17 protein-coding genes are annotated in these 21103 nt (G+C 36.5%); 13 read left to right on the forward strand and 4 right to left on the reverse strand.

Annotated elements, in window-relative coordinates:
- Window positions 1-54: 54 nt before the first annotated feature.
- Window positions 55-4692 carry a hypothetical protein gene (locus CRO21_RS11960; RefSeq protein ID WP_097079550.1) on the forward strand — a complete coding sequence of 1546 codons (4638 nt, stop codon included), beginning with the start codon at window positions 55-57 and terminating at the stop codon, window positions 4690-4692.
- Between the two features lie 247 nt (window positions 4693-4939).
- Here CRO21_RS11960 and CRO21_RS11965 read toward each other — a convergent pair whose 3' ends face one another.
- Window positions 4940-5101: a YhfG family protein gene (locus CRO21_RS11965; RefSeq protein ID WP_097079551.1), complete on the reverse strand. Its 162-nt coding sequence runs from the start codon at window positions 5099-5101 to the stop codon at window positions 4940-4942.
- 60 nt (window positions 5102-5161) lie between these two features.
- Complete coding sequence (locus CRO21_RS11970) at window positions 5162-6445, reverse strand: tyrosine-type recombinase/integrase (RefSeq protein WP_097079663.1); 1284 nt, start codon at window positions 6443-6445, stop codon at window positions 5162-5164.
- Window positions 6446-7466: 1021 nt separating this feature from the next.
- On the opposite strand from CRO21_RS11970, the gene CRO21_RS11975 reads away from it, so the two are divergent.
- Window positions 7467-7691, forward strand: a complete 225-nt coding sequence (locus CRO21_RS11975; protein WP_097079552.1) for a hypothetical protein — start codon at window positions 7467-7469, stop codon at window positions 7689-7691.
- 138 nt (window positions 7692-7829) lie between these two features.
- Entirely contained in the window at window positions 7830-7934 is a 105-nt protein-coding gene (locus CRO21_RS17720; protein WP_228150433.1) for a hypothetical protein, read from the forward strand.
- Between the two features lie 381 nt (window positions 7935-8315).
- On the opposite strand, the gene CRO21_RS11980 is transcribed toward CRO21_RS17720, so the two are convergent.
- Window positions 8316-10250, reverse strand: coding sequence for a sigma 54-interacting transcriptional regulator (locus CRO21_RS11980; RefSeq protein ID WP_097079553.1), 1935 nt, complete (start codon window positions 10248-10250; stop codon window positions 8316-8318).
- Window positions 10251-10466: 216 nt separating this feature from the next.
- Here CRO21_RS11980 and CRO21_RS11985 point away from each other — a divergent pair, with 216 nt between their 5' ends.
- The 7 genes from CRO21_RS11985 to CRO21_RS12015 are packed head-to-tail and all read left to right on the forward strand — an operon-like array spanning window position 10467 to window position 16292.
- Window positions 10467-10949 carry an MSMEG_0572/Sll0783 family nitrogen starvation response protein gene (locus tag CRO21_RS11985; protein WP_072618497.1) on the forward strand — a complete coding sequence of 161 codons (483 nt, stop codon included), beginning with the start codon at window positions 10467-10469 and terminating at the stop codon, window positions 10947-10949.
- A gap of 29 nt (window positions 10950-10978) precedes the next feature.
- The gene (locus CRO21_RS11990; RefSeq protein ID WP_097079554.1) at window positions 10979-11971 is read left to right on the forward strand and encodes a Nit6803 family nitrilase; all 993 of its coding nucleotides are present in this window, start codon (window positions 10979-10981) and stop codon (window positions 11969-11971) included.
- Window positions 11972-12001: 30 nt separating this feature from the next.
- The gene (locus tag CRO21_RS11995) at window positions 12002-13081 is read left to right on the forward strand and encodes an MSMEG_0568 family radical SAM protein (RefSeq protein WP_097079555.1); all 1080 of its coding nucleotides are present in this window, start codon (window positions 12002-12004) and stop codon (window positions 13079-13081) included.
- Window positions 13082-13091: 10 nt separating this feature from the next.
- On the forward strand, window positions 13092-13655 hold the full coding sequence (locus tag CRO21_RS12000) for an MSMEG_0567/Sll0786 family nitrogen starvation N-acetyltransferase (protein WP_097079556.1): 564 nt from the start codon (window positions 13092-13094) through the stop codon (window positions 13653-13655).
- Window positions 13655-14704: a sll0787 family AIR synthase-like protein gene (locus tag CRO21_RS12005; RefSeq protein ID WP_097079557.1), complete on the forward strand. Its 1050-nt coding sequence runs from the start codon at window positions 13655-13657 to the stop codon at window positions 14702-14704. Before CRO21_RS12000 ends, CRO21_RS12005 begins: the two co-directional genes overlap by 1 nt.
- A complete protein-coding gene (locus CRO21_RS12010) occupies window positions 14692-14982 on the forward strand; it encodes an MSMEG_0570 family nitrogen starvation response protein (RefSeq protein WP_097079558.1) in 291 nt (96 codons plus the stop codon). Before CRO21_RS12005 ends, CRO21_RS12010 begins: the two co-directional genes overlap by 13 nt.
- A gap of 14 nt (window positions 14983-14996) precedes the next feature.
- Window positions 14997-16292: an MSMEG_0569 family flavin-dependent oxidoreductase gene (locus tag CRO21_RS12015; RefSeq protein WP_097079559.1), complete on the forward strand. Its 1296-nt coding sequence runs from the start codon at window positions 14997-14999 to the stop codon at window positions 16290-16292.
- A gap of 138 nt (window positions 16293-16430) precedes the next feature.
- Here the strand turns inward: CRO21_RS12015 and CRO21_RS12020 are convergent, their stop codons facing one another.
- Window positions 16431-17882 (reverse strand): NAD-dependent succinate-semialdehyde dehydrogenase, encoded by a 1452-nt coding sequence (locus CRO21_RS12020; protein ID WP_097079560.1) that lies wholly within the window; start codon window positions 17880-17882, stop codon window positions 16431-16433.
- A gap of 188 nt (window positions 17883-18070) precedes the next feature.
- Here CRO21_RS12020 and CRO21_RS12025 point away from each other — a divergent pair, with 188 nt between their 5' ends.
- Genes CRO21_RS12025 through CRO21_RS12035 form a run of 3 tightly spaced genes read left to right on the forward strand, consistent with a single transcriptional unit; the run spans window position 18071 to window position 21064 of the window.
- A complete protein-coding gene (locus CRO21_RS12025) occupies window positions 18071-19159 on the forward strand; it encodes a glycerol dehydrogenase (protein WP_097079561.1) in 1089 nt (362 codons plus the stop codon).
- On the forward strand, window positions 19160-20044 hold the full coding sequence (locus tag CRO21_RS12030) for a transketolase (protein WP_213064424.1): 885 nt from the start codon (window positions 19160-19162) through the stop codon (window positions 20042-20044).
- Window positions 20045-21064, forward strand: coding sequence for a transketolase family protein (locus tag CRO21_RS12035; RefSeq protein ID WP_097079562.1), 1020 nt, complete (start codon window positions 20045-20047; stop codon window positions 21062-21064).
- Window positions 21065-21103 lie beyond the last annotated feature (39 nt).

A 21103-nucleotide genomic window follows, 5' to 3' on the forward strand; every position in this document is an offset into this window, starting at 1 on the left:
ATAAGCTTATAGAGCTATTAAATTTCATCAAACATTTATCTAATTGAATATACTATGAATAATGAGAGTTTAATCAAAGTTATAACCCTAAATTCGGAATCTACGGGGTATCTTTTTTTATCATATGATGAGGCAAAATCATTTGTTATAACTTCTAAGCATAGTATTTGTGATCAAAAGGATAATTGTGACCTGTACAAGGATAAAATAGATGGATGTTGTAGAACGTGTCCCAAAGAATTTGCTATAGAAAACATCGATTTATTACAGGAGAAAAGTCAAGAAAAACTAAGTATTAGTAAAATATTTTATGATAAAAATAAAGACCTTACGATTATTGAGGTTAATAAAAAGGTTGCTAATAAATTAATCATTAATGAAGAAATTTATACTGACTCTTATCTGGCAAGAGGTTTCAATGAAAAGGATAACGATTGGATTAATTTAGATCTAGATAAACCTAAAGATTTCGGATCTCTGATTCTTTATCGCCATTCAAGTTCAAATCCAAATTTAGTAGAAAAAAAAGATAATTTTAAAGGAATATCTGGTTCGGTCGTTTTCACTTATCATCAAGATCATTCTCAACAAATTGCAAAAGCAATAATTATTCATAATGAAAACCATAACGATTTTGGTGCAGAGAATCTTGAAAAACTAGACTTTAATTTAATCAATAATTTTTTTGAATGTCATGTCTTTCATAGAAAAAAAGATATAGAGCTAGAAGAGCTAAAATTTCTATCACAAAAAAATCAAGGATGGTTATTAGAATCTTTCAGCAATAATAGAGTAGCAAAACATAGTTTTGGTCAATCTTTAGCTCCTAAGGATGCAAGTTTATCGAAACTATTACCTCGAGAAAATTTAATTAGAAGCATTCATAATAATTTATGTAGAGAAAATATTAGTTTTATCTTAGGAAAAGAAGGAGTTGGTAAGTCATGGCTTGCCGCACAAAGTTGGCTATCGCTAGAAGATAGACCTTTACATATTTTTCTGACTGCTCAAGATTTTAGTCAATTTAGTAATAATGACTTGGAACTATTTTTAATCAAAAAGCTTATAGAACAAACAAATGATGAAGAAAGTGAAATCTCATTTAAAAAATGGTCAGATAGATTCAAAAAGTGGGGGAATGGTCCAGATGAAAATCGTATAAATCTATTAGTAACTATTGATGGAATAAACCAAAAACCAAATATAGACTGGTCTCTTATTATCAATAAAATTTCTCATTTATTTGAAAAAAAGAAAGTAAAAATTTTAGTTACATCGAGAATCATCTTTTTTAATGAAAAAATCAAAAGAAAAATTATAGATAATTATGGAATAATAACAATAACAGATTGGTCTAAAGAAGAAAGAAACGAAATTTTAGCCTCAAGGGGAATTAATCCTACTTTACTTACACATAGTGTAGCATATTCTTTATTGAATCCCAGATTATTAAATATTTCTCTAAATTTATTCGAAATGCAAAAAATTCAGAAAATTGATGAGTTGGATGTCAATAGAATATTATTAGAACACATTAGACAAATGGAATCAGAGAATTATGAAAATATATCATATTCTGCATTTTTATTAAGTCTTCAAAATCATGCACAGGAAATTATAAATAGGCTAGTCAAGGATGAAAGAGATGACTTGAATTATTTTAAAGGAAATCTAAATGCTGTTGCTGAAGGTCGTTTTTTTGAAGTTGTGGAAAATGATCTTGATTCATATAAATTAAGAGATGAAGGGTTAAGTTTTTCATTAGGGTTAGAAATCGTCCTACAGCTAAATAGAATGAAGCGAAATGGAAAAAATCTAGATGATGGTTTAGCTAAAGTTATTGAACCGATAAATGCATTAGATAAAACTTCAGATATTATTATCTCTAGTCTTACAATATTAATTTTTGAACCTAATTATTATTCTAAAGAGGTCCTTTCTGCACTAGTTTCATGTTTTATTTATCTGCAAAACACTGATGAGTCACACCTTGGTTATTTTTCTACGATTGTTGAAAGGAAAACCTCTGATTTTATAAATATTTTAGAAGTACTATGTTTGGATGGGGGCAATCAACCAAATTTTAATTGGGTTCAACAATCGATTATATGTATTTCTCATACTTCAGAATCTTGGCCATGTCTCGAAGAATCTATAAAGAAATGGTTACAATATTATTCATTATCGCCAGAAAAAAAACTTTCACATTTTTCGAAAAAGGACGATAAAGATCGCTTAATTGCATTGGAAAAAAATAAGGCCGAAATTTCTGAAAAATTAAAAAAAATATCAACAATTGAAAAAAGATTAATTACTCAATTGACTGAAAATGAAAAAGATATTGATACATTAGTTATTACGGCATTCCATATCTTAGCAGGAAAACCATTAGCCCATTTGGCACCTGAGTTCACTAAATGGAGCTTCGGCTGTAGTTTAAATTCAAGTTATAATTCCCCACACAAAGACTTTATTAGCTTAATTAGATACAACCTTGTTGATTGGGAGAATACAAGGACGCAATTATTAAATGAAGCAAATATTTTGAATTCTTCAGACAATTCAATTGTGGCGCAATGGGCTTATATAAGAATACTTTATGCAACAGGTGAGTCCAGTGATGCCAAATTTGCGGAACATCTTGCTAAACAACTTAGAAATGATGCTTATTCTGGAGAATGGAGAAGAATAGAAAACTATTGCTCTACTGATCCATGTAATCCTGAATCACTTGAACCCGAAAATATAGTTAAAGCCATTCAAGTATGTAATGAACTAGATGTTAGTCAAATCTGGAATGATTTAAATCAGACTTCAAAAAGCCTTTTACTACATGATATTAAAACTAGTCTAGCACGCTTTAGACCAATAGAGATTATATCAAAACATCGAGAATTAATTACTAATATTTTGTGTCGAACTAAATACCCTTTACGATGTGGCATATTAAATGTGGATCAACATAATATTTTGTGCATGAAAGAGCATGTTGATAAATTATTAGAATTATATAAAATTAATAAAAATTCGGAGTTATTTGATGGTTTGACTGAAAATGATAAAAACTTTGTCACTCAATATTCAGTCATGCAAATTCTTCCACATATTAAACCAATTCAACAAATTGAAATTCTAATGAATTTCGATAAAGACGTTAATGTTTTTATTAATCTGATTGAAATTATGCAATCTTTAACTCCTGAAGAGTTTGATCAAATTCTTGATACTAAATTGCAAGAACATCAACTTTTAAATTTACTTTATTACGCCAATACCAAGGAAATTGCTCTAACGAAAACGTATAAGCAAATTTTAAAAGAACATTTAAGTAGTGATAATTCCTTTATAAGAACACAAGTTTTTAGAGCAATAAGTATTTATGATGATAAAGATTTATTAAATGATTTCATGAAGATAAATTGGTCAGGTTTAACAACAGATGCTAATGATCATGAGTTATTTTATGGCTCATTATTATGGCTACTATCTGCAAAAAATAATTTAGTGGATGATGAAAATGCAGTATTAAATATTAATACTCGTGCTTATGGTAATGCTGGTGATTATCTTTCGAATATAGGGTTGCGAAAAATAGCATATTCAATTGATACTATTTTTAAAGTTTTAATTAATGCTAACATCGATTTTCCAAATTTAGAAATTACTGAAAATTTTTCACTTAAAAAAAATGTTACTTCATCATTTTCAATCGAAAGAAAAGAGGAAACTGTTAACTTAGAACAACACTTAAAGTTACTTTCAGAATCTGGAGAAGATTTTGATATAAGACAAAAAAATCAAAATCAGAAATTTGAAAATTATCGAAATAATTTAAAGACAAAAGGTGCTGATCTTATCTCAAATGGAATGTTACCAGAAGCATTTGCTAGAATAGTAAATTCAGCTCCTGAATTGAAAGATCAATGGTTTATCACTTTTTCTAATTTACCAAGTATTCATGTTCCGAAATTTCATAACTTTATATTACTGCTGGCGTTTACTTATTCTGATAATGATGCCCAAAAGGCTCAATTTCTTTGGAATAAAATAAGCAATAGTGACTCTTATACAAATATAACAATTGGTCAGGAAAAAATACCACTTAAACAGATGTCAATTTGGGGGAGTTCAAATCGAGATTTAGATGCATATCGATTTGAACTACTAGATAAAGCACTCTCAGATCAACAAATATACACCCATGTGCTTGCAGCAATAGTAAATAATAATGAAACAATTATTTACGATTACATTTATCAAAAAATAAATTGTGTAGAACCATCTCAAGTTGCTAGAGGAATTCTAGTTGCTGGATGTTTAGATGAAAACTCTTTATCTGATGAACTATTTGATACATACAAAGATTACAATGGGATAATTGGAGAGGCATGCAAAGCATCTTTATATATATATGAAAGAAATATCTGGTCTAAATATTGGTTTAATAAAATGTTATCTACAGAGGATAACGAAGAGTTTTGGAAATATATGATTTTACTTACAAAAATTGTAGATTCAAGATTTTACAAATGGAAATATTCCTTATTAAAGGATAATGTTCTTTTCCGAAATTTTTATCAAAGTTTCAGGAATGATATTAATAATCGCTGTAAAAAATGGCAAAAAAAACGAGATAAAAAACTGTTTGGCAGTGAACCACCAAACCCTATCTATATTAATTTACAAGGTTAATCTGAGAAAATTATATTATGGACAATAACTTGTAGTGACTTAAACCTGATTTGACAGTTACCGATATTTGATTTAAGACTGTCAGTATAAATTTTTAACACATATATAGTCAGATTATGAGAAAATACATACAAAATAATTTAATAAGTATATAATTTTAATAGTCTTTTTTTAAATTGGTGTATTGGATTAATAGTGATTTGATTATAGTTGGTCGCCAGAAGCACTATATTTATCCACGACTTTTTTAGCCTTTATTGGTTTGTTGATATTTTTTTAGCAATTGTGCTTTGGTGAGTGGTTGATCAACAGAGGATACCTGAAAGCCTTCAAGTACCAAACTTGCTTGATAGTTTTTTAAACGGGTTTGTTGAATGTATTGTTTCTTTTTTTCAAAAGTATTTAACATTGTGTCTACTCAAATAAAGGCTATTTTGTATAGAGAAATTTTAGCATAGAAATCTAAAAACTATAAATAAAATGTAATTTCGCCAGTACAGAATTTTGCCCAATCAGCCATCAATGCTTTCCTTCTTTCAAGATAGGCTCCACGTAAATAAGCAGCCTCGACATCGTCAGGAAGTTTATGGGCAAGTACGTGCTCACAGACCTCTCTAGGATATTCAGTCTTATCGGCTGACCAGTCACGGAATGTTGAACGGAATCCATGTGTAGTGATGATACGATTTTGTTTAGGGTCTATATAGCCTATATCATCTTTTTCCAGTTGTTCTGCGTGCATACGTCTGATAAGTGAGGTAATTGACATATCAGATAACATGCCACCGCGAGGGGCTACGAAAATATATTTACCCAAACTTTTATTTAATTCTAAAGATTTGAGTATAGCAATGGCTGGATCAGATAAAGGTACTTGATGCTCTTTTCCAGCTTTCATACGTTCTTTGGGAATAGTCCAGACTTTTGATTCAAAATTTATTTCATCCCATGTTGCTCCGAAGATTTCACCAGAACGGCAAGCGGTCAGAATTGCAAATTCCAGTGCTTTTGCAGCAATACCGCCTTTAGTTTGTAGATGCTGCATGAATTTTGAGATATCAGTATAGGGGAGGGAGGGAAGTGATTTCACTTCACGTTTGAGTTTGCCAAGGATAGGTTCAAGATTTCCTTTCCATGCAGCAGGATTATCTCCAGAGACATATTCCATCGCTTTTGCATAATCAAAAATGTTTTCCAAACGTCCTCGAATACGTTTGGCCGTTTCATTTTTCTTAATCCATATTGGTTCCAGTACAGAGGCAATATCAGCCTTGGTGATGGTTCCAATAATACGATTGCCTAATGTTGGAAACACGTAAGTTTCAATTGTGGAGGCCCACTGGGTTGCATGTTTTGCATTGCTGAGTTCACGAGCCTTATTTGCAAAGACAATTTGAGCACATTCCTGAAAGGTTTTTTCTCGTTGTTTTTGAATACGCAGTTCATTTAATCGTTGTTGTTTTTCATGTAATGGATCAACGCCATCACGAATTTGTTTTTTTAGTTCACGGGCTTTTTCTCGTGCTTCTGCAAGTGAAACTTCCGGATAAGATCCCAGACCAATATCACGACGATGATTTTTTAATTCACCATAATCGTTTGCCCGTTGTCCGACTACAACACGTAATACCCATGCACGGGAATTATTGACAATACGTAAATGTAAGCCATCAACACCGCCAACCGCATGTCTACCATTTTCCTTAAGTTTTGCTACACTCATTGCAGAGAGTTCTTTTGCTTTCTTAGGCATAAGAGGTAATTTTTGTCCCACATAATAACCCACTTAAAGTAGCAGATTTAGTTAAATCATACAAGATGCTATCGGATAATTATTTCTATTAAGTATCTGATATTAAATGTTTTATAATATATTTCTGGACTATATCGGATGTTGCTTTTGCGGATTGATCCTCTGCCAAGATTCAAAAAAACCTGTTGAATAACAGGTTTTTTTATATCTAAAATTTTAACCCATGTAATATTTCATATAAAACTTTGATTGCATTACTAAAAATGAGAAAATTTGGATAAGTCTAGACAAACTATCTGGTTTTCTATACAGATATTTTAAACTCTGAAATGGTTATATCTACACAAATAATTGATCAAGTGAATTTTTAGGGCATTATTACAGTACATTCTGGTTGGTAAGAATAGGAAGATTGGAATTTGTGAGCAGTGTAATCAACAGGCGTATGTATAATCTTCCTATTATCTGGAAGAATGTAAGGTGATGATACAGATTTGGTTAGACTATCTGGATAAGTTAAAAAATAAGAGTTCAATTTGAAAAGACAAATTTGGTTATTGTATCTATACCACAGCAACAATTAAGTTTATCACAGGAAAAATATGTCTGCTTGCCTAGTCGGTGAAGGTAGAGTGATTCTTTTGAAGCTTTAGGACGATCAGGATGTGTACCTGTTACCTTTGGTAAAGCAACGGCTGCATTATATTTGATAGATAAATCAACATAAATTCTATCATCTTTGCAAATTGAAGTGTCTAAACAAATCAAAATTCGATCTAAATAAGCTATAGCTAGCTGTTGCTGGTACGCTGAGTGTGGCAGAGTTAAACTCTAAAAATATTGAATATGCTGCTGATACGATTGTGAATGGTATAAAGTAATATAATGCGATAGCTAGTAAAATTAAAAAATCTGACTATTCTGTTATAGTATTTTAGGAAAGATTTGTATATTTTAAAAATAATATAAAATAATCATAATTTTATTGTTAACGAACCTCTATGTTGGGTGGATTATACAGATGCAAAAAACTTTGATCTTATCGTTTATTGTATTCAGTATCTCGTATGGTTGTTCAAATAAAAGTTCACAGAATGCAACATTAGCAGATGAATCATCGGTAGAGCTTAAAAATATTGCACCTGAACTTCAAGCTTGGGCTGGTGAGTATTCAGGTGCAATTCCATACGTACCATGTTTTCCATTTTGTCCTGATTGTAAAGCAAGGGGTGTTAGATTAACTTAAAATCAGATAAAAGTTTTGAGTCGTATCGTACCGGCTACAGTGGTCACAATGATGAACAGAAATTTACAGGCTCTTTTGATTTTACTGATGATGAGAAAAATATTTTGGGTATGGTCGTTAAATTAGGTTAAATTGGTTATGAAAAATTTTTTAAAGCGTAAAAACAAAACTTGGTTTGTATTTTTCATCATGATTGTTTATTCAATTATAGGGGTTGGCATTGGCTTTTTAATTTATAGATAAAGTTAGAATAGTTCAAGTATTTTATTTGCTGGCCAACCAACACTAAAATACTGAAGTAGCATTGTCCAAATAGTCTATGTATGTAAAAGGGAAACTAATAGAGTAGATGGAGTGAGCTTGTTATTTTTAGGGGGATTACCGATCAGAAAAATATACTTTAATAATTAATTATCAGCTTTTCCCACTTTTTAATTACTTTAAAAGTTATCCTGTAACTACACCTATTTCTGTAACTAAACCTATTTCTGTGACAGCACAATATTATTATGAGGATTAAAAAATATTATTCTAAGTCAAAGAATTGTGCAACTGATCAAAGAAATTGATATATTCTTTATAAAGGAAATTTAAAGCTGAATAAATATAGCAATATTTGATCAATTAGTATTTTATTTTTAATTTCTTCAACCTTGATATTAATGTGGTTGGGTTAATATTTAATAGTTTGGCAGCACCATTTTCCCCGAAAATTTTATTTTGGCATTGCTTGATTGCCAGTGTCAGATTCTGGATTTCAAGTTCTTTGAGCTGTTCAATGGTAAGAACCTGTTCTGATAATGTTTTACTGTAATTATGTTGATGTACTTGCTCCTGTATATCGTCATACTCAAGAAGATATTTGAATGAAATAGTCCCTTGCTTGGCAGTAATTAAGGCTCGTTCAATAACATTTTGTAATTCACGAATATTACCAGGCCAATCATATTGTTGTAGTTCCAAAATATGTTTTTGCGAAAATGGTAGATACTGTATTTTCCGACTATCACTAATGAGTTTGGTAAAATGGGAAACTAATAGTGGAATGTCTTGTTTACGATCACGTAAAGCTGGTGAATAAATTGGAAATACATTCAGTCGGAAATATAAATCTTCACGGAAATGCTTGAGTTTTACCTCTTCTTTCAGGTTGCGATTGGTTGCTGCAATAATTCTGACATCTACATGTCGAGTTTTTTCTTCACCTATTCGCTCGAATGTACCTTCTTGTAATACACGTAGTAATTTACTTTGTAATTCTAAGGGAATTTCTCCAATTTCATCAAGAAATAGCGTCCCTTGATCTGCCAATTCAAATCTTCCTGCACGATCACGAACTGCACCTGTAAAAGCTCCTTTAACATGACCGAAGAATTCACTTTCAAAAAGTTCAGATGGAATGGCGGCACAATTGACACGAATCAAAGGGTATTGTTTGCGATGGCTTGACTGGTGTATTGCTCTAGCAATTAATTCCTTACCTGTACCTGATTCTCCATAGATCATTACATTGGCATCAGTTGAGGCAACCACTTTAATTTTTTCGATAATTTGTAAAATTGCTGGACTACTCCCTACAATTTCATGGTATTGGTTTTCTTGTAGAATTTCTTCTTGTAAATATTCATTTTGTTGCTCTAAGCGACTTTTTAATTCCTGTAGTTCTTCTAGGGCATGAGTTAGTTGTTTTTCAGTATTCAGACGGTCTGTAATATCACGGAATACGACAACTGCACCCACAATTTCACTATCACGAATAATAGGTGTACTGGTAAATTCTACGGGAAAATAACTGCCATCTCTTCGCCAGAAAATTTCCTGTATACCTTTATGTACAATTCCATCCTGAACAGCAGCGTATATAGGGCATTGTTCTACTGGATAGTGGTCACCATTTTCATGGGTATGGTGATGGATTTTATGAATATTTTTACCAAGCACAGCTTCAGGTTCCAAGCCTAGCATTTTTGCGCCCACAGGATTAATAAAGGTACATAACCCTTGTTTATTAATACTGTAAATACCATCTCCAACAGAACTAAGAAGCAAATGTTTACCGGTATCAGAATCAATAAATAGTTCCTGTAATGCCTGCCATTCCTTTAAGCCTGCTTTAATGACTTTATCTGCATTTTTATTAAATTGACGTAACTCTAAATCTTTAACATCAACAAGTGCCCAAATCAGTAATGACCGATTTTTATAAGTGATGAGAACCGAGTTCACATCTAGTTGTATTTTTTCACCATCCTTGTCAAAGGCATATAATTCATTATTCCAAGCCCAGCCTTTTGTTAAAGCCTCTTCAGTAAAAGCAATAAGTTGCGGTAACTGGCTGAAGTGTCCAAAAATTGAGGTCACACTTTTTTGAATCAATTCATGTCGCTTATAACGGAGTAACTGTGTAGCACCGATATTGACATCAACAAAACAATTCTGATGGGGATCAACCACGATCAGAGCTTGAGATGTGTGTTCAAAAGCCAGTGGACGAATAGAATCTTCAGTGGCATTCCAGTCAGAAATAAAATCAGTGTTTTGCATACTATGAACTTTCATAATTTTAACTATGAAAAATCATAATACTATGAAAAATCGTAATTTCCTAGTGGTTTTTTATCATGCAAAAATTACGCTAAATAAAAAATAAGATATTATATTTCAATTAAATATAAATATTTTTTTATTAAAAAAATAACTTGGCACAGCTCTCGCAATAACAAGGACAAACCAAATAAATGGTTGATTGTCAGTCGTATTAAAAGAGGATCTGCTATGCCAAAAGTTGATATTGAGCAATACAAAGAAGGTGACTTTCTTGTTGATTATGAAGAGAAAGTGTTTGAAGACGTAAAGGCACAGCCGGGTGAGAAGGCTTTGGTGACATTCCATACAGTGGCCTTTGAAGGTTCGATTGGTTTAGTCAATGTATTACAGGCAAAACGCTTATTGCGTAAAGGCTTTGAAACCAAAATTCTGCTCTATGGTCCGGGTGTACAACTTGGCGTACAACGTGGTTTTCCAACTTTAGGAGCAGAAGCATTTCCTGGGCATTTGGCTGTAAATAATCAACTTAAAGCATTTATGCAAGAAGGTGGTGAGGTCTATGCCTGTCGCTTTGCATTACAAGCATTATATGGTCAAACAGAAAAGGCATTAATTGAAGGTATTCGCCCAATCAATCCTTTAGATGTAATGGATCTAAAACTTTTAATGCGGCGTGACAATGCATTAATTATTGATACATGGACTGTATAAACATCTAAAAATAAGGGGGGAAATAAGATATGAGCCAAATCATTAAAGCCGCAGCAGTTCAATGTAGTCCAGTGCTATATAGCCAATCGGGTACAGTAAAAAAAATCTGTGACACGATTTTGGAGCTGGGTGAACAGGGGGTGCAGTTTGCGGTTTTTCCTGAAACAGTGGTGCCTTACTACCCCTATTTCTCTTTTGTTCAACCACCATTTGCAATGGGCAAAGAGCATTTAAAGCTACTTAAAGAGTCTGTCATTGTACCATCGGAAGCGACTAATCAGATTGGTGCAGCATGTCGTGAAGCTAACATGGTGGTGTCGATTGGGATTAATGAACGAGCAGGCGGCACGATTTATAACGCACAATTATTGTTTGATATTGATGGTTCAATTATCCAGCATCGTCGCAAAATCACCCCAACTTATCATGAGCGTATGGTGTGGGGACAAGGCGATGGCAGTGGTTTGCGTGCAGTCGATTCGGCAGTTGGACGTATCGGTTCACTGGCTTGCTGGGAGCATTATAATCCATTGGCACGTTTTGCCTTGATGGCTGATGGCGAACAGATTCATGCTGCAATGTTTCCCGGTTCTTTGGTCGGACAGATCTTTGCAGATCAAATCAGTGCAACCATTCAACACCATGCTTTGGAGTCTGGTTGTTTTGTCGTGAATGCAACAGCGTGGTTGTATCCCGAACAGCAACAACAAATTATGCAGGACACAGGCTGTCAGATAGGTCCAATTTCTGGTGGATGTTTCACTGCGATTGTTTCCCCAGAAGGCAAGTTTTTAGCCGAACCGATTACACAAGGTGAAGGGTATTGTATTGCCGATCTGGATTTTTCCTTGATTGATAAACGTAAACGCATGATGGATTCCGTAGGACATTATAGTCGTCCAGAGTTATTAAGCCTTCTGATTGATCGTCGCCCAACACAGGTATTACATGAATTTAAAGTAGACACTATATCGAAAAGAACATTGGAAAAAATCTCCGAGTTTGCAGAAGAAGATATCTAGCAAATGACATGAAATCAAGAGGAGAATGCTATGTCTGCAATTGAGTTATTAAGTGATTTGCAATGTAACGGTCTGAAATGGGAAGGGGAGGTTGGACTTTCCCGTAAAGGTGGAGCTGGTCCAAGTGATCACAAGGCGCTGACGCTTGAAGGTCAGACCTCAATGATTCCTGTTTTGAATCTGGCATCAAAAGATTCTCCTTACAGTGGTAAAAAAGATCCTGAAACTGGAGATGTAATCGTATTTAAAAATCGGATCCCTGTCGCTACACTTTCTGCACCAGCACGCCCAAGATTTTATGATTTGACAACAGCTGATGGTATTTCTTATGAACAGATTGCAACTTTACACAGCCATGATGTATTAGCAACCACAGTATTACAGCATTGTATTCGTATGAATGATAAGGCGACAGCCTGCCAATTCTGTTCGATTGATCAGTCTTTAAAAGGTGGGCGAACACTGATCCGGAAACGCCCTGAACAATTGGCAGAGGTTGCCAAAGCGGCTGTAGAACTGGACGGTGTAACGCAAATGGTGATTACCACTGGAACACCCAATACACCTGATCGTGGTGCCGAAATTTTGTATGACTCGGTAAAAGCCATCAAGGCGCAGATTGATCTACCGATACAGGTGCAATGTGAACCACCAGATGATTTTACATGGTTTCAGAAACTCAAAGATGCCGGTGCAGTATCTATAGGCATGCATCTTGAAGCTGTCAGTGATCGAGTCCGGAAAAAAATTATGCCAGGAAAAGCCGAAGTTTCCCTTGATGTGTATTTTGCTGCTTTTGCTGCTGCTGTTCAGGTGTTTGGTCGGGGGCAGGTGAGTACGTATATTCTGGCTGGTTTGGGAGATACTGAAGAAGAAATTGTCACTATGACGGAACGATTGGCAGAAATTGGGGTTTATCCCTTTGTTGTTCCTTTTGTTCCGATTCAGGGAACAGCATTACAACATCATCCAAAACCAGAACAAAGTTTCATGCAAAGGCTTTACCCTAAAATTGGTCATCAGTTGCGTCAATATGGGCTAAATTCTGAACAAACTAAAGCAGGCTGTGCTAAATGTGGGGCTTGCTCCTCATTAAAAGCTTATGAGTAGGGAGGTTGTGATGGAATTATCCCGTCATCCTTGGTTAGTAGAGCTCAATGAGGAGCTTAAACAGTTTATTACTGATGACATCATTATCAAGGTTGTTACTGAAGACTGGGAACGCTATCAGTATTACCAACTACGAGAAGCGATCTTCCGTGATGAACAAAAAATTCTGAAAGAAGATCGTGATGAACACGATTTTAAAGCACTGGGTATTGTAGCGATTGGACAAATGTTTGGTGAACATGATCGAGTGATCGGTGCAGTTCGTATATTTCCTGAAAATAAAAAATGCTGGTGGGGTGGTCGTTTATGTGTGGAGCCTTTATATCGTCATCATCACGCTATTGGTAAGGCTCTTATTAATGCGGCTGTTTCTACCGCTAAAAATCTAGGCTGTCAGACTTTCTTGGCGACGGTACAGCAACAGAACGAGCGATATTTCCAGAAGTTATGTTGGGATAGCGTTGAAGAACTCATCGTCGCCAATATTCCTCATGTGTTAATGCAAGCGCAAATTGAGCAATATCCATTACAGCACGTCATCATGCAGGCTTATAGTTATCGGGAGCTTTGCTGATGATACTTTTAGATTTATTAACAGCGTTAAAGAATACACCTGCAATGCGTTCCAAACAGGATATTCCGCATAATGCTTTAAGGCATATCTCAAGAGATATCCATACCTTAGATGATGTATATGCCTTACCTGCGGATGATACCGCAGCTATCCGTATGGGACAGCAATATTTGCTACATGCTTGTGAAGGCATGATTCCAAATTTTGTTGCTAGTCATCCTTACTTTGCAGGTTGGTCGGCAGTCATGGCGAATGTCAGTGATATTGCTGCTATGGGCGGCAAAGCATTAAGTGTTGTAAATAGCTATTGGCACACAGATGCAGGAAATGCAGAACAATTAATTCAAGGTATTCAGGCAGCATGTGAAGTCTATAACGTTAAATTGGTCGGTGGACACACCAATATTCAAGCAAATTTTCAGCCAGCCTTATCTGTAGCCATTCAGGGGGTAGCTCAACAATTATTGTCTGTTTTCCATGTGCGAACAGGACAAAAAATTCTAGTGGCCTTGAATTTAAAAGGCAAATTCCATCCTGACACCACCTACTGGAAATGTTTTGAAAATGTGCCAGCAAGTCTTTTACGGACACAGCTTGCACTTTTACCAGAAATTGCAGAACAGGGACTTGCCTATGCTGCACGGGATATTAGTAATGCAGGCATTCTTGGCAGCCTCTTGATGTTATTAGAGGCTACCGGATCAGGTGCGAAGATTGACCTAAATAAAATCCCTAAACCACAAACTATTGAATGGCTAAAATGGTTACAGATTTTTCCTAGCTATGGATTTTTACTCACTGCAGATCAGGCGGGATGTGAAAATATTATTGAACTATTTACCTCACAAAATATTGATTGTGCAGTGATTGGTGAAGTGACTGATTCGGGAAAAGTTGAAACTCAATTACAGGCGGAACAGCGTATTTTCTGGGATTTTCAGCAAGAGGCATTTACTGGGCTGAATTATCTGCCCATGCTGAAACAGTGTGATTTTTTTCCATCTTTAATTGGATCTGATGTACAGGAGCAGTCTAAATGCCAAGCGTAAATTTTACTGTTAAGTGGCCAAATGGCGAAACTGGACAATATTACTCACCCTCCACAGTCATTTATGAATATTTAAATATTGGACAAAGCTATCGCTTGGAAGATTTTCTTCGACAGGTTGAAAACGGTTTAAATAAAGCCTCGGATCGAGTTCGTATGCGTTATGGTTTTGCATGTAGTGCAGCAATGGATAGTCTCGCCACGATTAAACGTCAAGTGAAGATATTGGGACTTAGCACCCAAGATTATATTGAAATTATTGAAATCATGAATGAATAGGATAGATGAACCGCATGAACACAATTGACAAAGCAAAACTCGCAACACATTATGATGTGGTGATTGTTGGAGGTGGACAGGCAGGATTATGCGTCAGTCACTATCTTAAGCAAGCAAATATTCATCATGTTGTATTGGAAAAAGAGGCTGAACTGACACATGCTTGGCGTTCCAAACGTTGGGACAATTTCACATTGGTCACACCAAATTGGCAATGTTTATTACCTGACTACCCATACGCTGGAGCTGAACCTGATGGTTTTATGAAGAAAAATGAAATTGTTGAATATCTTGATGGTTTTATTGAAAAACTTAATCCACCTGCTATTTTAGGAATTAATGTCACCCATGTTGCAAAAGTTGGTAAGCAACAATTTGTAATCGAAACAGACCAAGGTACGACGCTTGCCAAACATCTTGTCGTGGCGGCAGGTGGATACCATACACCAATTTATCCAAAGCTCTCATCTTCGTTACCAGAGAATGTAATGGTTATTCATTCAGAGCAATATTTTAATCCTGAACAGATTCCAGAAGGCAATGTTTTGGTGGTTGGTTCTGGGCAATCAGGTGCACAAATTGCTGAAGATTTACATCTTGCAGGCAAAAAAGTTTATTTATCTACAGGTGATGCGCCTCGTTGTGCCAGATTCTATCGTGGTAAAGATGTAGTGAAGTGGCTATTTGAAATGGGTTATTATGAAACCACCGTTAAAGATCATCGTTATAATGAAGAGGTGCGTAATAGTACCAACCATTATGTGACAGGACGAGATGGTGGTCGTGATATTGACCTGCGTAAATTTGCTCTGGAAGGTATGCGCTTATTTGGGCGTTTTAAAGATTATAAGGATGGTAAGCTGATTTTTAGTCCAGATTTAGCGAAAAATTTAGATAGGGCCGACGAAACTTACAATCGTATTAACGCAAGTATTGATAACTATCTGTTGCAGAATAATATTCAGACTGATGCGTCTGCATCTGTATATGAGGCTGTATGGCAGCCAGAATCAGAAGTAACAGAAATTGATTTGGTAGCAGAAAATATTAGATCAATTATTTGGTGTATAGGTTTTAGACCTGATTACTCATGTTTTGATTTGGACATTTTTGATAAGAAAGGCTATCCACAACATAATCGTGGTGTCACCATTGATCCAGATGTTACCTTCATTGGCCTACCTTGGTTACATACATGGGGATCAGGACGTTTTCTGGATGTAGCAAAAGATGCTGAATTTATAGCAACGCACATTACACAGCAAATCAAATACTTCAATAAAGCAATGAACTCAATATCACCTACTTAACCACATATACAGTTTCAGTCTGATGAACATACTTTACTGATTCACGCCCGTCATAATTTAAAAACCTGTTTAAAAGTAACAGGTTTTTTTATGTTTAAAATTTCATTCTTAGAATATTTGAAATATAGCTGTACACGGTTAAAGATTTCCAACACATAGATATTTGATTTCCGTATATTCTTCCAGTCCATATTTAGAGCCTTCACGCCCCAATCCGGAGGACTTTACACCACCAAACGGTGCTTCGGTTGTCGAAATTAAACCGGTATTGATACCGACCATACCGTATTGCAATGCTTCTGAGACTTTAAATAGTCGATTGACATTCTGGGTAAAAATATACGCTGCCAGACCAAATTCGGTATCGTTGGCTCGTTCAATCACGTCATCCTCATCTTCAAACTTGAAAATTGGGGCAAGTGGAGCAAAGGTTTCTTCATTAAAGCATAGCATGGCATCATTGGCATGTTTAAGAATGGTGGGCTGGAAAAAATGCTGGCCTAAAGGTGAAACCTCACCGCCAAGAACTAGTTCGCCACCTTGTGAAATTGCATCCTGAATATGTTTTTGCACTTTAAGAACGGCTTTTTGATTAATCAGCGGGCCAATATCGGTATCTGGTTCCAGTCCATTTCCGACTTTTAATGCGGCCACCTTCATTTTAAGTTTTTCGATAAATTGATCATACAGGCTGCTATGTACAAAAATCCGGTTACTACAGACACAGGTTTGACCTGCATTTCTGAATTTACTGTCAATAGTGCCCTGAACTGCTACATCAAGGTCGGCATCATCAAATACGATTAAGGGAGCATTACCTCCTAATTCTAAGGAAAGTTTCTTAATCGTCGGTGCACATTGTTGCATTAACAACGCCCCAACAGGAGTTGAACCAGTAAAACTTAATTTTTGTACAATGGGACTTTGGGTTAATGGTGGCACAATATCCTGTGCATATCCGGTAATGATATTTAATACGCCGGGTGGAATACCAGCCTGATGTGCAAGTTCTGCAAAGGCTAGTGCAGTAAATGGTGTTTCCTGTGCAGGTTTAACAATAATGCTGCAACCCGCAGCAAGTGCTGGTGCCACTTTTCGGGTAATCATGGCTGCCGGAAAATTCCAAGGTGTAATTGCCACACAAACACCGACAGGTTGCCGAATCGTCAGCAAGCGTTTGTCGGCGCTCGGTGATGGAATGGTATCACCATACATGCGGCGACCTTCTTCGGCAAACCATTCAATAAAACTTGCAGCATAAGCGATTTCGCCTTCTGCTTCTTTTAATGGTTTTCCTTGTTCCAGTGTCATGATTGTGGCCAGTTCCTGTTTATGTTCAAGGATCAGGACAAACCATTTTTTGAGTAGTTCGACACGATATTTGACGGCGCTTTGTTTCCATGTTTGGTAAGCCTGATGGGCGACATTAATGCTCTCTTCAATTTGTGCGACAGTTAATGCAGGGATATGACCTAGTACTTCAGATGTAGCCGGATTAATGACTTCAATGGTTTGTTGTGAAGCCGAATCAATCCATTTTCCGTTGATATAGGCCGCTTGTTTGAATAAGGCAAAAGAATTTATGTCCATATTTATCTATTCCTGTGATGACTGATAGTGTCTGATCCGTGCTGATCATTGAATTAAAATTACTGATAAATCATGTTCTTAAATGTTAATTACGTGAAATTTTCAAACAATCTATTTGCAAAATGAATTTATCATGTAATATATGATATATCTTATATTAAATATCATTGTTAGGGAAGATAAACGATATGGAGAGATTGGTCTTTGGTGCACCGATGCGTTATATACAAGGATGGGGCGTATTAAATGAAGCGCTGAACTGGCTTAATCCCAATCACCAAAACATTTGTGTGGTGACAGACGCCTTTGTTTTAGATCTGATTCAGCCGACGCTACAGGCACAAGCCAAACAAAAAAATTTAGCCATTGATTTTGTGGTTTTTGATCAAGCGATTACCCGCACGCATTTGCAGCAGATGTTTGATCAGGTCAGACAGAATATCCCGGATATAGTGTTGGCTGCTGGTGGGGGACTGTCGATTGATGCAGGTAAGGCACTCGCACATCAGTTCAATCTACCTTTTATTACCATCCCGACTGTGGCATCAAATGATGCACCGACCTCGAAGAACTATGTGGTGTATACCGACCATCATCAAATGGATTATGTCGGGCATCTGGACTTTAGTCCCTGGGCAGTGATTGTTGATAGCCAAATTATTTCCAAAGCACCGAAAAAGTTTTTACTTGCCGGAATTGGCGATGCAATTTCCAAAAAATTTGAGGCGCGAGCCTGTTTGCAAAGTCAGGGCAAGAATATGTTCGCCACCCGTTCGTCAATAACCGCTGTTGCAATTGGTGATGCCTGCTTTGAGCAGATTCAGCAACATGCACAGGCCGCGTTAACAATTGCCGGAACAGGAAAACCCAGTGATGCGCTGGAAATGATTCTGGAAGCCAGTATTTTGATGAGTGGACTGGCTTTTGAAAGTGGTGGTTTATCCATTGCCCATGCCATGACTCGGGGATTAACTGCCATACCCGAAACATCACGGCAAATGCATGGTTTACAAGTTGCCTATGGTTTACTGGTGCAGCTATACCTTGATCAGCAACATGAAGAACTTGATCAACTCATTATTTTCTATAAAAAAATTGGATTACCAGTTGCTTTAAAACAATTGGGATTAACCCATATTGATACAGCTACATTGCACACCATTGCAGATTTAACATTGGCTGCGCCACATTGTAAAAATTTTTCCAGTGTACTAACACAACAGGATTTGGTTGCTGCCATGCAGAACATTGAAAATTTGGATAGACAGGAGAGATAAATGATCTCGCAAGCACAAGTAAGGAACACTGAGCAGATGCAATATCAACCCACAGCGCAAGAAATTGCATTTTTAAAAGAGAAGGCGAAATTTATTCGCAAGGAAACCATTCGTTTAATTGAAATTGCCAAGACTGGACATTACTCCTCGGTCTTTTCATGTGCCGAAATTTTTGCTGCTTTATATTATGACGTGATGAATATCAAGGTCGGGGAGCCTAAATGGCCTGAAAGAGATCGTTTTCTCATGGGTAAAGGGCATGCGGCAGTAGGGCAATTCCCGATTCTGGCAGAGCTGGATTTCTTTCCCAAAGCATGGCTTGAGGATTATACCCGCTTAGGTAGTCCGTTGGGCGACCACCCCGATATGAAAAAAGTCCCAGGAATTGATTTTTCTTCTGGCTCAATTGGTCATGCTTTATCCGCAGGTGTTGGTATGACACTGGCACAACGCTATACCGGAATTGCGCATGAGGTATTTGTATTACTGGGCGATGGTGAAATGCAGGAAGGGCAGGTTTGGGAAGCGGCATTAAGTGCTTCACATCACCAGTTAAATCGTTTGATTGCTATTGTGGATCGTAATGGTTATCAGCTGGATGGCAAAGTTAATGATGTGATCAATATTGAACCTCTGGCAGACAAGTGGCAGGCTTTTGGCTGGGAAACACATGTGGTGGATGGACATAATATTCAACAATTGACCACATTACTCAGACAAGTAAAAGCAGACAAAAACCGAAAAACGCCAGTATGTATTATTGCCAACACCTTAAAAGGCAAAGGTGTTTCTTATATGGAAACCGAACCGGGCTGGCATTTGGGCTATTTGTCGCCGGAAGATGCAGAAAAGGCATTACAGGAAATAGAGAATAAGGAGATTTAAATGAGCATCCAATCAACATCAAAATTGTCGCCCCAACAGCCACATCAGTTATCACCTCAGTCTTGGCAATATCGTGAACTGAATGCCAAAAATCCGGGTTTGGATTATTTATCTGATGCCCTGATCGAACTGGTTGAACAGGGCTATCCGGTGGTTGCCGGTTCGGCAGATTTACAATATTCAAATGGCTTAAACCGTTTTTCGGCTGCTTATCCGGAACGTTATATTGCTTTTGGTATTTCCGAACAGAATATGGTTTCTGCCGCGGCAGGTATGGCTACTTCCGGCGTGATGCCCTTTGTCGCAACTTTTGCATCATTTTTGGGATTACTGTGTTGTGAACAGATTCGTATGGATATTGCTTATTCGGCTTTGCCAGTTCGTTTGATTGGTCATCATACCGGTATCTCTCTGGGATTCTATGGTACATCACATCATGCAACCGAAGATATTGGAACCATGCGTTCGATTGCCGATCTGGCCGTAGTTTCACCTGCCGATGGCAATGAGTTAAAAGCTGCGATTAAAGCATCAGCACACTATGACAAGCCGATTTATTTCCGGATTGGCCGTGGGCGTGATCCTGTCGTTTATGAATCTGAACCTGAATTTGAGTTTGGCAAGGCCAAAATTCATCAACTGGGCAGTGATCTGAATATTATTGCCTGCGGCATGGCAGTCTATGAATCTTTGGCAGCAGCAAAATTGTTACAACAGCAGGGGTTTTCTGTCGGTGTGATCAATATGGCCTCGATTAAGCCCATTGATGCCGAGGCAATTTTACAGGCAGCCGCTTCGTCTAGTCGCATGATGACAGTAGAGGAACATAATGTTCTGGGTGGACTGGGTGCTGCGGTTGCCGAAGTCATTAGTGAATATGGTTACGCAGGAAAATTAAAACGCCATGGAATTTATGATGAATATAGCCTGATTGCACCACCGACTCATCTTTATCATCACTATCGTCTGGATAGTGAAGGGATCAAGGACGTCGCTTTGGAATTTCTCAATCAATCATGACATAGATCTGGTCATGCCTGATCAGATGCGGAGAATAGT

It is taken from the genome of Acinetobacter puyangensis (assembly GCF_900096995.1).
Classification (GTDB): Bacteria; Pseudomonadota; Gammaproteobacteria; order Pseudomonadales; family Moraxellaceae; genus Acinetobacter; species Acinetobacter puyangensis.